Genomic DNA, 13,638 nt, shown 5'->3' on the forward strand with positions numbered 1-13,638 from the left:
CCGCCGATCGGATCAACGTTTGACGGAAAAAATTCCCGGTGGCGGCGGGGTGGAGTCCACCGCGTCCGCGTCGGAGACCACCGGGACACCGCCGGCGAACCGGTCCAGCTCGTCGCCGGCCACCACCCGGCCCGGGAACCAGTCGCCGGCCGCGCGCCGGGACAGCTCCGGCACCGGCGGCTCCACCCGGGACGCCACCAGCACCAGGTTGCCGTACCGCCGGCCGCGCAGCACCGCCGCGTCGCCCACCAGGCAGGCCCGGGGCAGCACGGTCCGCACGGTGGCGACCTGCCCACGGGCGTGCCGCAGCGGCGGGCCGTCGGCGACGTTCGCCAGGTAGCAGCCGTCCGGCGCCAGCACCCGGGCCACCTCGGCGGCGAACTCCACCGAGGTCAGGTGCGCCGGGGTGCGGGCGCCGGCGAAGACGTCCGCGACGATCACGTCGTACCCGCCGTCCCGGCTGGACGACAGCGTGGCGCGGGCGTCGCCCACCCGCACCCGCAGCCGGGGATCGGCCGGCCAGGGCAGCTCCCGCCGGACCAGCTCCACAAGCGCGCCGTCCACCTCCGACACCCGCTGCGTGGAACCGGGCCGGGTGGCCCGCACGTACCGGGGCAGCGTCAGCGCGCCGCCGCCCAGGTGCAGCACCCGCAACGGCGCGCCGGCGGGCGCGACCAGGTCGATCGCGGCGGCCAGCCGCCGGACGTACTCGAACTCCAGGTGCGTCGGATCGGTCAGGTCCACATGCGACTGCGGTGCGCCGTCCAGCAGCAGCGTCCACGAGCCGGGACGGTCCCGGTCCGGCACCAGCTCGGCCTGCCCGGTGTCGACGTCCGCCACCACCCGGTCGGCGTCCCGTCGCCGGCCCATCAGCGCCGCATTCCACGCGCCGCCGAGGTGAGCACCCGGTGCAGCAGCCGCGCGTCGCCGAGCATCCCGCGCAGCCTGCGCTCCAACCCGGCGATCGGCACCAGGTTCTGCGGGGCCCGCGGGTCCTTGTACGGGGTGGACGCGAACCGGGGCAGCGTGACCAGGGACAGGTCGGCCAGCGCGACCGCCTCCGGCACGGTCAGCTCGGCCGAGCACTCCATCCGGACGATGCCCGCCCAGGGCGCCCCGGCGGCCACCGGCAGACGCAGATACCACGACCAGCCGCCCCACGCCGTGCCCAGCCGGAACACCGGGCAGCGCTGGCCCGGCGCCAGCCCGGTCACCACCGCGGTCAGCCGGGCGTCGAGATACTGGCTGTGCTGGGTCTTGATGTAACCCAGGGTGCGCGGCAGGTTCCGGCGGCTGCGCAGCGGACCGTCCACCACCAGCAGGTCGCCGTCGGCGCGGACCGCGTCCGAGACGGCCACCTCCAGCGCGGTCAGCGGGCCCTGCACCGCGGCCGGCAGCTTGCTCAGCTCGCCGGTGCCGCCGACCCGGTGCACCGGATAGCGGACCGAGCCGGCCACCACCTCCTGCGCCGACGGGCTGGCGGTGAACAACCCCCGGCCCACCCGGGCACCGGCCAGCTCGGCGGCGCCCCGGTCCAGGTCGCAGCGGACCACCCCGGCCGCGTACGAGGCGGCGATGCCGGGGAACGAGCCGCCGTCCTCCTCGGCCGTCCAGACGCTGGCGTCGATCCGGCGGACGCCGTCGACGAGCAGCACCACGTCCGGCGACCGCACCCCGGGACGGGGATCGATCGCCCGCCAGTCGGTGACCGGCAGTTCGACGTCGGCCTCCACCTGGGCGCTGCTCGGCGTCGCCGGCCCGGTCCCGCCGGCCGCCTCGAACGACGCCCCGTACGCCGGGTCCCACGAGTCGACGAAGAACCGGGCGCCGGCCCGGGACGGCCCGGTCACGCGGCGCCCCGCCGCGCGCCGTCGCGCGCCCCCACCGTGCCGGCCTTCCGCTCGCGACTGCGAGGGCTCCGCTGCGCTGCACTCCTCGCGCTCACCGTGCCGGCCTTCGTTCGCGACCGCGGGGCTCCGCTGCGCTGCACTCCTCGCGCTCACCGTGCCGGCCTTCGTTCGCGACTGCGGGGCTCCGCTGCGCTGCACTCCTCGCGCTCACAGGCCGGTCCGCTCGATGCGGGCGGTGCGGGCGTCCTTGCGGACCTCGAAGCGGACCGGGATCCGCTCGGCCAGCGCCGGCACGTGGGTGACCACCCCGACCATCCGGTCGCCCCGGGCGGCCAGGCTCTCCAGCGTGGCGGCGACGGTGTCCAGCGTGGCCGCGTCCAGCGTGCCGAAACCCTCGTCCAGCACGATCGACTCCAGGCTCGCCGCGCTCGTCGACATGCCGGCCAACTGCTCCGACAACGCCAACGCCAGCGCCAGCGACGCCTGGAACGTCTCCCCGCCGGACAGCGTCCGCACCCCGCGCCGCAGCCCGGCGTCGTGGTGGTCGACCACGAAGAACTCACCCTTGTCGTGCACCAGGTCGTACTGCCCGCCGGACAGCTCCCGCAGGATCCGCGACGCGCCGTCGACAAGCAGGTCCAGCGCCTCGGTGAGCAGCCAGCGCTCGAAGTTGTTGGCCCGCAGGTGGCTCGCGAGCGCGCGGGCCACCCGCGCCTGCCGCTCGTGGCCGGCCCGCTGCTCCCGCAGCTCGGTCGCCTGCTCGCGACGCTCGGTCAGCCGACGCAACTCCGCCTCGGCCCGCTCCACCGCCACCGCGGCGTCGCGCAGCGGATCGTCCGGCGCGTCCAGCCCGGCGGCGGTGAACAACGCGCCGATCCGGTCGGACACCTCGGCCGCCGCCCGCCGGGCCGCGTCCACCGACCCGGCCAACCCGCCCCGGTCGGCCCGCCGCCGGTCGGCCTGCTCGCCCGCCCACCCGGCCAGCGCCGTCCAGGCCGACGCCACGTCGTCCCGGTCGGCGGCCGGCGGGCCGAACCGGGCCAGCCCGTCCCGCACCGCGTCGAAGTCGCGCCACGCCCGGCGCAGCCGGTCCTGCGCGCCGTCGAGCGTGCCCCGCGCCCGCCGGGCGGCCTCCCGACCGGCCCGCACCGCGCCACCCGCCTCGTCCAACGCCGTCCGGAGCCGGGCGTGCTCGGCCAGCGACCGGCGCAGCGCCTCCGGCGCGGCGGCGTCCGCGAGCTGCCCGTCCAGCTCGGCCAGCCGCGCGGCGAGCCCGTCCTGCTCGGCCCGGACCCGCAGCAGCACCCGGTCCAGGTCACGGGCGGCGGCGTCGCGCTCGGCCACCACCCGCTTGGCGGCCTCGCTGGCCGCCCGCGCCGCCTTGCCGGCCGCGAGCGCCCGGCTCACCGCCGAGCCCTTCGGCACCGCCGGCACGGCGACCACCACCTGCTCGCACACCGGGCACGGCGCGCCGTCGACCAGGTGCGCCCGCAGCGCCACCGCCTGGTCGGCGGCCTTCGCCTCGTCGTGCGCCCGGAACGCCGCCTCCAGCTCGACCTCGGCCCGCTCGGCGGCGGCCCGCGCCGCGTCCAACGCCGCGACCGCCGTGTCGTGCTCGGCCCGCGCCGCGTCGACCGCCGCGCGGACCGTCGCCGCCTCGCCGGTCAACCGCTCCCGGTCGGCGTACGCCCGCAGCAGCAGGCGCGCCGCGCTCTCGTCGCCGGCCGCGGCCAGCTCGCCGCGCAGCTTCTCCTCGCGCTCCTCGGCCAGCCCGACCGCCGCGGTCGCCTCGTCGACGGCCACCCGGGCCGCGGCCACCGCGCGGGCCAGCTCGGCGGTGCCGTCCGGCGGCCGGACCCCGGACAGCACGCCCAGCTCGGCGTCGAGCGCGGCCAGCGCCGCGGCCCGCTCACCGGCCGTGGCCCGGGCCCGTTCCAGTTCCGGTACGGCCGCGGCGACCGCCCCGGCCAGCTCCCGCACCGCCTCGACCCGGCCCCGGGCGTCGGCCAGCCGCGCGTCGTCCACGTCGGCCAGACCGCCGAGCACCTTGTCGACCGTCTCCAGCTTCGCCTCGGCCTGCCCGGCGCGCTCGACCGCCTTCTTCTGCACGCCCTCGTAGACGCCCAGCCCGAGCAGGTTCACCAGGATCTGCTGCCGGGTGGCCGGCTTCGCGTGCAGGAAGTCGGCGAACTGCCCCTGCGGCAGCACCACGCACGAGGTGAACTGCTCGTACGGCAGGCCGACCGCGTCCAGCACGGCCTGCTCCATCTCGGCCGGCGTGCCGGCCACCACGTCGCCCAGATCCTCCGGGCTGAGACCGGTGTCCAGCTTGGTCACGTCGAAGCCGGGCGGCATGAGCTGGAGCCCGGCGTTGGCCGTCTTCACCGTCCCCCGGCCGTCGCGGCGGACCACCCGGGTGGCGACGTACCGGTCGCCGGCGGACTCGAAGACCAGCCGGACCCGGGCCTCGGCGGCCGACGGGGCCAGCGCGTTGGCCAGCCCGCGCGTGCCGCCCCAGCGTGGCACCGTGCCGTAGAGCGCGAAGCAGATCGCGTCGAGCACCGTCGACTTGCCCGAACCGGTCGGCCCGACCAGCGCGAAGAAGTCGGCGTCGGTGAAGTCGACGGTGGTCTCCTCGCGGAACACGGTGAAGCCGGCCATGTCCAGCCGCATCGGCCGCATCAGTGCTCCACCTCCTCGAGCAGCTCGTCGAAGAGTTCCCGGACGCCGTCGTCGGCGTGCCCGCGGCTGCCCAGGTAGTCGGCGAACAGCTCGCGCGGCGAGCGGCCGGCCCGCTGGGCGGTGCGGGTGCCGCTGCCCGGCGCCGGCATCAGCTCCGGGTCGATCCGGATCTCCAGCGCGCGGGGGAGCAGCTCCTGGACCTCCTCGCGCAGCCCGGCCCGGGGTTGCTCCCGGACGAAGACCCGCAGCCAGCCGTCCGGCGGCTCGATCTCGGCGAGCTGCGCGAGGGTGCCCCGCACCGTGCGCAGCGGCACCGCGCCGGGCACCGGCACCTCCCGGACCCGGGCGGCGGTGGTGGCGGTGACCTCCACGATCGTCACCGAGCCGACGTTCTCCTGCTCGCCGAAGTCGACCGCGAGCGGGCTGCCGCTGTAGCGGATCGGGCAGGGGCCGATCACCCGCTGGGAGCGGTGCAGGTGGCCCAGCGCCACGTAGTGCGCGTTGCCCGGGAAGACGGTCGCCGGCACCGCGTAGCCGAGCACGGTGTGCGCGTCCCGCTCGCCGCCGCCGGTGCTCGCCCCGACCACGGTGAGGTGTGCGGTGACCAGGTGCACCCGGTCCGGCTCGGTGAAGCCCTCGGCCAGCTTGTCGAGCACCCGGCCGAGATGGTCGGCGTAGGTCTGGTTGGCCTCGGCCGGGGTGAGCGCGTACATCTCCACCGCGCGGACCGCGTAGCGCTGGGACAGGAACGGCAGCGCGGCGACCCGCCACCGCTCGCCGTCGCGGGTCACCCCGTCGATGACGTGCTCGGCCGGATTCTCCCGCACGCTGCCGCGCAGCGTGATGCCGGCGGCGTCGGCCCACGGGCGCAGCGCGTCGAGCGCCGCGCCGTTGTCGTGGTTGCCGCCGATCGCCAGCACGTCGGCGCCGGTGCGGCGCAACGCGGTCAGCGCGCGGGTGACCAGCCGGGTCGCCTCCGGCGTCGGCGCGGCGGTGTCGTAGAGGTCACCGGCGACGATCACCAGGTCGGGCCGCTCCTCGCGGGCGATGTCGATCACCTGGGCGAGGACCTGCGTGTGCTCCTCGGCCCGGGACTGCCCCTTGAGGACCTTGCCGACGTGCCAGTCGGAGGTGTGCAGGATCTTCATGGTGGGTCGCCGCCTAGAACGGGATGTCGTCGTCGGAGGTGCCGGAGCCGACCACCGCGAACGGGTCGGCGGCCTGCGTGATCGACCGTAGCGTCTCCGACGGGGCGCGGCCCGCCTCGGAGACCCGGGTGGCCCACGCCGGGAACGGGAACTCCAGACAGAGCGGCACCGGGATGTCCGGCTGGTTCACGAACATGGTGCCGGGCTTGGCCAGCAGCGCCCGCTGGCGCTGGGCGGGCGGCAGGAAGCCGTACTCCGGGCGGGACGCCTCGGCCGGGTCGAGCCGGCCGACCACCCGGATCGCCGAGTTGGTGACGATCCGCCGCTCCACCTCGCTCGCGGTCTGCTGCGCGCCGACCAGGATCACCCCCAGCGAGCGGCCCCGCTCGGCGATGTCGAGCAGCACCTCCTTGATCGGGGAGGAGCCCTCGCGGGGCGCGTACTTGTTCAACTCGTCGAGCACGACGAAGAGCAACGGCTTGGCGGTGCCGGCCTTCTCCTTGCGCTCGAACTCGCTCTTGAGCGTCACGCCGACCACGAAGCGCTGCGCGCGGTCCGGCAGGTTGTGCAGGTCGACCACGGTGACCTGGGCGCTCTCCGCGGTGTTGATCGAGTGCGGGCGGCGGGTGGCCAGGTCACCGCGGATGAGCCGGCCCAGGTCCTTCTTGCTGCCGATGAGCCGGCGGGCGAACGCGTTGACGGTGCCCAGGCCGACCGCGCTGCCGGCCCAGTCGCCCCGGGTCTCGTCGTCGTTGAGCTGCTCGACCACGTGGTCGACCAGGTCGGCGTAGGAGCCGAGGCGGACCCCGTCGATGCTCACCCCGCCGTCGGCGGGCTGGGCGTACCGGGCCAGGTGGGCGGCGACCGAGTGGACCACCATGGTGTATTGCTGGCGCTCGTCGTCGGCGTCGGCGAACACGTAGGGCAGCAGCCGGTCGGCGCAGAACTCGCTCAGCGTCCAGTAGAAGCTGTCCACGCCGGTGAGCCGGCTGCTCACGTCCGGCGTGCCGGAGGAGTCGCCGACCCGGGGCGGGGCGTACACCCGCACGTCGGGGAACGCGCCGGCGTCGAGACCGAGCTTCGCGTACGCCGCGCGGGTCGGGTCGTCGAGCCGGGTGTTCGGGTGGTCGAGGAAGAGCAGGTCCTCGCCCTTGACGTTGAAGATCAGCGCCTTGGCGTTGACCGCGTCGCCGCCGAGCACGCCGGAGCGGAACACCGAGTAGAGCAGGAAGGTCGCGAAGCTGGTCTTGGTGGCCACCCCGGAGATGCCGGAGATGGAGATGTGCGCGCCCCGGGTGCCGTCGAGGAAGTCGGCGTTGAGGTAGACCGGCACGCCGTCGCGGCCCATCCCCATCGGGATCCGCCGCTCCATCCGGTCGAAGTGCAGCGCCCGGGCCCGGGCGTCACCCTCGGCCCGGTGCACCACCGCGCCCGGCGTGGGCGGGACGTAGAACTCCGGATCGACCCGGGTGGTGGTGATCTCGGCGGCCTCCTGCACCTGCGCCGGCAGCGTGCCGTCGGCGATGGCGAAGACGTCGGAGTCGAACTGCGCCCCCTCGTGCCGGGCGCGCACCTGGGTCACCACGCCGGCGATGGTCACCGGCTCCCGGTCGGGCAGCTCGCGTCGGGTCACCACCACGTCGTCGAGTTGCAGATAGCTCCCCGGGGCGACGGCCGTCCAGAAGGTGAGCGGAGTGGCGTCGGCGGTGCCGAGCACCCGGCCGACCCCCTCGCCGGGGCCGTCGAGCTGGTCGTCGGTCATCGGCGGTCTCCGGTCGGCTGGTCGTCGGATTGGCGGCGCACGTCCTGCATCCTGCCCGAGGGATGCGACAGGTTGCCACGCGACGCGTCGGACGCCACGCCGGCCGCTCGCCGGGCGGATCCGGGCGAACACGCTACGTGTGATTCCCGCTCCCGACGTGCCCTTCGGCAGGCGATCCCGCAACAGGACGGAGAGCCGGCCCGCCGAGCCGTACGACTGCGCGCTGATTCACGGAAAGCGGGCCTGTCCGGGGCGAAATGACGACTCTTTCCGAGAATCTGCGCGCAATCGGCGGGGGTGGGGTGGGGTGGGGTGGTCAGGGGATGGGGGGCGGCGGGTTGCCCGGGTCGCGGGCGTAGCGCAGCATCAGCACGCCGTCGGCGGCGGCCAGTACGTGCCGCAGTGGCAGGTGGCGTGCGGGGCTGCCGGGCCCGGCGGTGATCCGGCCGGGGCCGGCGCCGGCGAGCAGCGGCGCCACGGTCAGGCACAGCTCGTCGACCAGGTCGGCGGCGGTGAGCGCGCCGAACAGGTGCGGGCCGCCCTCGCAGAGCACCTGGCCCAGCCCGCGGCGGCGCAGCTCGGCCAGCCCGGCGGCCAGGTCGACGTGGTCGGTGCCGCAGCGGATCAGGTCGGCGACCTCGGTGAGCCCGGCCGGTGGTGTGGCGTCGGAGCGGGTGAGTACCAGCGGCCGGACCGGGGCGTCGGCGAAGCAGCCCTGCGCCGGGTCGAGGTCGAGCGAGCCGGAGACCACCACCAGCGTCGGGAACTCGGCCAGACCCCGCTCGCGGCGCCAGGCGCGGCGGTCGGCGCTCAGCCGGACCGCGCCGTAGCCCTCGTGCCGCAGCGTGCCGGCGGCCACCAGCAGGCCGTCGCAGAGCATCCGCAGCAACCCGAAGACGCGCTTGTCCGGCTCGCCGGAGAGCCCGGCGGAATAGTCGTCCAGGGTGACCGCGCCGTCCGCGCTGGCGACGAAGTTGACCCGCAGGTGCGGCTGCGCCGCCCGGTCGTAGAGCGCGGTGAGCTGCGGGTCGGTGAGCGGACCGGTGCCGGGTGCGGGCCAGACCCGTTCGATCGGGGTGTCGCCGCTCATTCGCCGGCCGGCCCGGTGACCGGCGGCGTGGGCCCGGGTGCGCGGTGTTGGCAGTCGCACCACGTCCGGCCTCGGCAGTCGCGGTGCCGCCGCTCCCGGCAGGCTCGGCAGATCATGCTGGCAGCCTATGCCGCGCCGGGACGGCGGAGCGTACGCGGTAACGAAATGGGAACGCTCCCAGCGGCCTATTGACACCCCTGTTACCTGCCGGCAATCTCATGGGAGCGCTCCCGGCAGTGGTGTGAATCTCCTTTCTGCCCGCTCCGGCCCGGCGCCAAACGCACCCCCCACCACAGATATCTCGCCTCACCACCGAAAAGAGGGGTCTGAAGATGAGCGTCCCGATTCACCGTCGGCGCTTTGCGGCCATCGCACTCGCGTCCGCCATGGTGCTTGCCGGCGCCACGGCCTGCGGCAATGACGACGACTCGTCAGGCGGCGGGGACAGCGGCGGCCCGGTCACCCTGGTCGTCGACGTCTTCGGCGACCAGGGCTTCGGCTACGAAGACCTGTACAAGCAGTACGAAGCCGAGCACACCAACGTCAAGATCCAGGAGCGCGGCAAGGGCCTCGGTCTCGGCGACTACAACACCCGCCTGACCCAGCAGATCACCGCCGGCTCCGGCGCCGGTGACGTGGTGGCCCTCGAAGAGGGCACGATCGTCCAGTTCTACGCGCAGGCCGACAAGTTCGTGAACCTGGCCGACCACGGCGCGAACGACCTCAAGGGCAACTTCCTGCCGTGGAAGTGGGAGCAGGGCACCACCCCCGACGGCAAGGTGCTGGGCCTCGGCACCGACGTCGGCTCGATGGCGCTGTGCTACCGCACCGACCTGTTCAAGGCCGCCGGCCTGCCCACCGACCGCGAGCAGGTCGGCGCGCTCTGGCCGACCTGGGACAAGTTCATCGAGGCCGGCCAGAAGTTCGCCGGCGCCGACAAGAAGCACAAGTTCGTCGACTCGGCGACCAACTTCTACAACGTGGTGCTGATGCAGGTCGCGGGCCAGGGCACCGGCTACACGTACTACGACAAGAGCAACAAGCTGGTCATCGACCAGAACCCGGACGTGCAGGCCGCGTACCAGCTCACCACCAAGATGATCTCCGCCGGGCTGTCGAACAACCTGCAGTCCTTCTCCAACGAGTGGAACGCCGGTTTCAAGAACGGCACCTTCGCCACCATCGCCTGCCCGGCGTGGATGACCGGTGTGATCAAGGGCCAGGCCGGTGACGCGGCGGCCGGCAAGTGGGACATCGCCAAGGCCCCCGGCGCGGGCGGCAACTGGGGCGGCTCCTTCCTCGGCGTGCCGAAGTCGAGCAAGCACCAGAAGGAGGCCGCGGAGCTGGCCAAGTTCCTGACCAGCGCCAAGGGTCAGATCGGCGCGTACAAGGCGGTCGGCAACCTGCCGTCGAACCCGCAGGCGCTCACCGACCCGGCCGTGGCCGACTCGACCAACGACTACTTCAGCAAGGCCCCGGTCGGCAAGATCTTCGCCGCCGGCGCCACCGACCTGAAGCCGGTCTACCTCGGCCCGAAGAACAACGCGGTCCGCACCGCCGTGGAGAACACGCTGCGCGCCGTGGAGCAGGGCAAGTCCGCCGACGAGCAGTGGCAGGCGGCTTTGAAGAACGGTGCGGCCGCCGGTAAGTGATCCGGCTGAGCCGCTCGCGGGTGGCGTCGGCAGCCCTGTGCTGCCGGCGCCACCCGCGGTGCCCGCAGAGCCCGGCGCCGCCCGTGAGGCGGGCGACGCCGGCCGAGGAGAAGGACTCCTGATGAGCCTCGACCTGCACGCCACGGCGCCGCCCGAGCCCCGCCCGCCGCGCGCCCGCACCTCGCACCGCCGCGCCAGCTCGGCCACCAAGCTGGACCTGAAGTACTCGCCCTACCTGTACGTCCTGCCGTTCTTCCTGCTCTTCGCCGTGTTCAGCGCGTACCCGATCGTGTACACGGTCTGGATCGCGTTGACCGACCGGTCCCCGCTCAACGCGACGATCTCCTTCGTCGGGCTGGACAACTTCGTCGAACTGCTCACCGACGACCCGCAGTTCTGGAACGCGGTGGTGAACACGTTCGGCATGTTCGTGCTCTCCACCGTGCCCCAGCTGATGCTGGCGCTGATGCTGGCCAACGCGCTGAACCGGAAGCTGCGCGCGCAGACCTTCTTCCGGATGGCCATCGCGATGCCGATCATCACCTCGACCGCGGTGGTCGCGCTGATCTTCTCGATGATCTACGCCAAGGACTTCGGCCTGATCAACTGGCTGCTCGACGCCGTCGGCCTGGACCCGATCGACTGGCGGGCGAACCGCTTCGCCTCCTGGTTCGCCATCTCCACCATGGTCGACTGGCGGTGGGTCGGCTACAACGCGCTGATCTACCTGGCCGCCATGCAGTCGATCAGCAAGGACATGTACGAGGCCGCCGCGCTCGACGGGGCGTCCCGGCGTCGCCAGTTCTGGTCGATCACGGTCCCGCAGCTACGCCCCACGATCATCTTCACGCTGATCATCTCGACCATCGGCGGGCTCCAGCTCTTCACCGAGCCGCTGCTGTTCACCAGCGGGTCGGGCGGCCTCTCCGGCGGCTCCGAGGGCCAGTTCCAGACCATCACGATGTACCTGCTCGACGTGATGAACCAGCGCTTCCGGTGGGGTTACGCCGGGGCGGTCGCGCTCGTGCTCTTCGTGCTCATCGCACTGATGTCGACGATCAACTACCTGCTGGCCCGTCGCATCAGCTCCGACAAGTGAAGGTGACGAGATGACGACCACCACACTCCGTCCGCCCACCCGGCCGCCCGCGCCCGCCAAGGTCAAGGCCACCCACCAGGCCGAGCGGCTCTTCAAGGCCAGCCCGCTCACCTGGTTCGGGCTGGTCCTCGGCGTGTTCCTGTCGCTGTTCCCGTTCTACTGGATGATCGTCATCGCCTCGCGGACCAACGACGCGGCCAACTCCTGGCCGCCGCCGTTCCTGCCCGGCGGCAAGCTCGGCGAGAACATCGAGCGGGTGCTGGCCAACGGCGACGCCAACGTCGTCAAGGGCCTGATGAACTCGTTCCTGGTCTCCGGGACGATCACCATCGCCACGGTGTTCTTCGGCTCGCTGGCCGGCTTCGCGTTCGCCAAGCTCCGCTTCCGGGGCAAGAACGCGCTGCTGCTGATCATCCTCGCCTCGATGATGGTGCCGATCCAGCTCGGTGTGCTCCCGCTCTACATCCTGATGGCGAAGCTCGACTGGCTGAACACCATGCCGTCGGTCACCGTGCCGTTCCTCATCGGCGGCTTCGGGATCTTCATGATGCGCCAGTACGCCGAACAGGCGGTCCCGAACGAGCTGATCGAGGCCGCCCGGGTGGACGGCTGTTCGACCTGGCGGGTGTACTGGCACGTGGTGATGCCCGCGCTGCGGCCCGCCGCCGCGGTGCTCGGCCTGCTCACCTTCATGGAGCAGTGGAACCAGTTCTTCTGGCCGTTCGTGGTGCTGGCCGACCCGTCCAACCCGACCGTCCAGATCTCGCTCCGTAGCCTCAACACCGCGTACTTCGCCGACAACTCGCAGATCTTCGCCGGTACGTTGATCGCGACCCTGCCCCTGTTCATCGTGTTCGTTCTGTTCGGCCGCCAGATCATCGGCGGCATCATGGAAGGCGCCGTCAAGTCGTGAGCAACCCAGCCAGCCCGCCCGCCGTCGGCGTTCTCGACGAGGGCCCGGCCGTCACGTTCCCGCCCGGCTTCCTCTGGGGCGCGGCGACCGCCGCGTACCAGATCGAGGGCGCCGCGGCGGAGGGTGGCCGTACGCCGTCGATCTGGGACACCTTCAGCCACACCGAGGGTCGGACGGTGGCCGGGCACACCGGCGACGTGGCCTGTGACCACTACCACCGGATGTCGGACGACGTGCGGCTGATGGCCGACCTGGGGCTGCGGTCCTACCGCTTCTCCGTCTCCTGGCCCCGGGTACAGCCGGGTGGCGCCGGCGGAATCAACCAGGAGGGGATGGACTTCTACCACCGCCTGGTCGACGAGCTGCTCGGGCACGGCATCGAGCCCTGGGTGACGCTCTACCACTGGGACCTGCCCCAGCCGCTGGAGGACGCCGGCGGCTGGCCGGCCCGGGACACCGCCGGCCGGTTCGCGGAATACTCGGCGCTGGTCGCCGACGCGCTCGGCGACCGGGTGAAGTACTTCACCACGCTGAACGAGCCGTGGTGCTCGGCGTTCCTCGGCTACGGCTCCGGCGTGCACGCGCCGGGCCGGTCGAACGGCGCGGACGCGGTCCGGGCCGGGCACCACCTGATGCTCGGGCACGGCCTGGCCGTGCAGGCGGTGCGGGCGTCCCGCCCGCAGGCGGAGCTCGGCATCACGGTGAACCTCTACCCGGTCACCCCGGCCACCGGGTCGGCGGCGGACGCCGACGCGGCCCGCCGCATCGACGCGCTGGCCAACCGCTTCTTCCTGGACCCGGTGCTGCGCGGCGCGTACCCGGCCGATCTGATCGCCGACCTGCGCAACGTCACCGACCTCGGGCACGTCCGCGACGGCGACCTGGCCACCATCTCCACGCCGCTGGACATGGTCGGGGTCAACTACTACAGCCGGCACGTGGTCGCCGCGCCGGTCGAGGGCGGGGAGCCGGAGCCCTACTGGCGGGCGCCGTCCTGCTGGCCGGGCAGCGAGGACGTCCGGTTCGTCACCCGGGGTGTGCCGGTGACCGACATGGACTGGGAGATCGACGCCCCGGGCCTGACCGAGACGCTGGAGCGGGTCCACCGGGAGTACACCGACCTGCCGCTCTACGTCACCGAGAACGGCTCGGCGTTCGTCGACACGCTGGCCGACGGGCGGGTCGACGACCCGGACCGGCTGGCCTACTTCGCCGCGCACCTGCGCGCGTCGCACGCCGCGATCGAGGCCGGGGTGCCGCTGAAGGGCTACTTCGCCTGGTCGCTCATGGACAACTTCGAGTGGGCCTGGGGCTACACGAAGCGGTTCGGCATGGTCTATGTCGACTACGACAGCCAGGCCCGGATCGCGAAGTCCAGCGCCAGGTGGTACGCCGACGTGATCCGACGTAACGGCCTGGCCGCACAATAAGCTGGGCCAGCC

General features: G+C 73.2%; 10 protein-coding genes. 4 read left to right on the plus strand and 6 right to left on the minus strand.

All coding sequences use genetic code 11. The features are described 5' to 3' along the window. Positions 1-12: 12 nt before the first annotated feature. The 6 genes from ACZ6O5_RS14845 to ACZ6O5_RS14870 all read right to left on the minus strand — a co-directional run bounded on the left by ACZ6O5_RS14845 (position 13) and on the right by ACZ6O5_RS14870 (position 8,532). Positions 13-870: a spermidine synthase gene (locus tag ACZ6O5_RS14845; protein ID WP_465977439.1), complete on the minus strand. Its 858-nt coding sequence runs from the start codon at positions 868-870 to the stop codon at positions 13-15. Next, entirely contained in the window at positions 870-1,850 is a 981-nt protein-coding gene (locus tag ACZ6O5_RS14850; protein ID WP_465977441.1) for a hypothetical protein, read from the minus strand. The genes ACZ6O5_RS14845 and ACZ6O5_RS14850 overlap by 1 nt, the downstream gene beginning before the upstream one ends. 207 nt (positions 1,851-2,057) lie before the next feature. Beyond that, on the minus strand, positions 2,058-4,532 hold the full coding sequence (locus ACZ6O5_RS14855) for an AAA family ATPase (RefSeq protein WP_465977443.1): 2,475 nt from the start codon (positions 4,530-4,532) through the stop codon (positions 2,058-2,060). Then, positions 4,532-5,680 (minus strand): exonuclease SbcCD subunit D, encoded by a 1,149-nt coding sequence (locus ACZ6O5_RS14860; RefSeq protein ID WP_465977445.1) that lies wholly within the window; start codon positions 5,678-5,680, stop codon positions 4,532-4,534. The genes ACZ6O5_RS14855 and ACZ6O5_RS14860 overlap by 1 nt, the downstream gene beginning before the upstream one ends. A 13-nt stretch (positions 5,681-5,693) precedes the next feature. Continuing rightward, entirely contained in the window at positions 5,694-7,442 is a 1,749-nt protein-coding gene (locus tag ACZ6O5_RS14865) for an ATP-binding protein (RefSeq protein WP_465977447.1), read from the minus strand. Between the two features lie 316 nt (positions 7,443-7,758). Beyond that, the gene (locus tag ACZ6O5_RS14870) at positions 7,759-8,532 is read right to left on the minus strand and encodes a pyrimidine reductase family protein (RefSeq protein ID WP_465977449.1); all 774 of its coding nucleotides are present in this window, start codon (positions 8,530-8,532) and stop codon (positions 7,759-7,761) included. A 332-nt stretch (positions 8,533-8,864) separates the two neighbouring features. Between ACZ6O5_RS14870 and ACZ6O5_RS14875 the strand changes: the two genes are divergently transcribed. The 4 genes from ACZ6O5_RS14875 to ACZ6O5_RS14890 all read left to right on the plus strand — a co-directional run bounded on the left by ACZ6O5_RS14875 (position 8,865) and on the right by ACZ6O5_RS14890 (position 13,626). Next, positions 8,865-10,184, plus strand: coding sequence for an ABC transporter substrate-binding protein (locus ACZ6O5_RS14875; protein WP_425790792.1), 1,320 nt, complete (start codon positions 8,865-8,867; stop codon positions 10,182-10,184). 121 nt (positions 10,185-10,305) lie between these two features. Next, entirely contained in the window at positions 10,306-11,283 is a 978-nt protein-coding gene (locus ACZ6O5_RS14880; protein WP_405093066.1) for a carbohydrate ABC transporter permease, read from the plus strand. A 10-nt stretch (positions 11,284-11,293) separates the two neighbouring features. Continuing rightward, a complete protein-coding gene (locus ACZ6O5_RS14885; RefSeq protein ID WP_396776187.1) occupies positions 11,294-12,196 on the plus strand; it encodes a carbohydrate ABC transporter permease in 903 nt (300 codons plus the stop codon). Beyond that, positions 12,193-13,626, plus strand: coding sequence for a GH1 family beta-glucosidase (locus tag ACZ6O5_RS14890; protein ID WP_465977451.1), 1,434 nt, complete (start codon positions 12,193-12,195; stop codon positions 13,624-13,626). Before ACZ6O5_RS14885 ends, ACZ6O5_RS14890 begins: the two co-directional genes overlap by 4 nt. The last annotated feature ends 12 nt before the right edge of the window (positions 13,627-13,638 follow it).

It is taken from the genome of Micromonospora sp. NPDC049201 (assembly GCF_055586805.1).

What these genes read in the sequence shown, in the direction of transcription:
- ACZ6O5_RS14845 (WP_465977439.1), bottom strand. Translation starts at nt 870, where the DNA reads ATGGGCCGGCGACGGGACGCCGACCGGGTGGTGGCGGACGTCGACACC.
- ACZ6O5_RS14855 (WP_465977443.1), bottom strand. Translation starts at nt 4,532, where the DNA reads ATGCGGCCGATGCGGCTGGACATGGCCGGCTTCACCGTGTTCCGCGAG.
- ACZ6O5_RS14860 (WP_465977445.1), bottom strand. Translation starts at nt 5,680, where the DNA reads ATGAAGATCCTGCACACCTCCGACTGGCACGTCGGCAAGGTCCTCAAG.
- ACZ6O5_RS14865 (WP_465977447.1), bottom strand. Translation starts at nt 7,442, where the DNA reads ATGACCGACGACCAGCTCGACGGCCCCGGCGAGGGGGTCGGCCGGGTG.
- ACZ6O5_RS14870 (WP_465977449.1), bottom strand. Translation starts at nt 8,532, where the DNA reads ATGAGCGGCGACACCCCGATCGAACGGGTCTGGCCCGCACCCGGCACC.
- ACZ6O5_RS14875 (WP_425790792.1), top strand. Translation starts at nt 8,865, where the DNA reads ATGAGCGTCCCGATTCACCGTCGGCGCTTTGCGGCCATCGCACTCGCG.
- ACZ6O5_RS14880 (WP_405093066.1), top strand. Translation starts at nt 10,306, where the DNA reads ATGAGCCTCGACCTGCACGCCACGGCGCCGCCCGAGCCCCGCCCGCCG.
- ACZ6O5_RS14885 (WP_396776187.1), top strand. Translation starts at nt 11,294, where the DNA reads ATGACGACCACCACACTCCGTCCGCCCACCCGGCCGCCCGCGCCCGCC.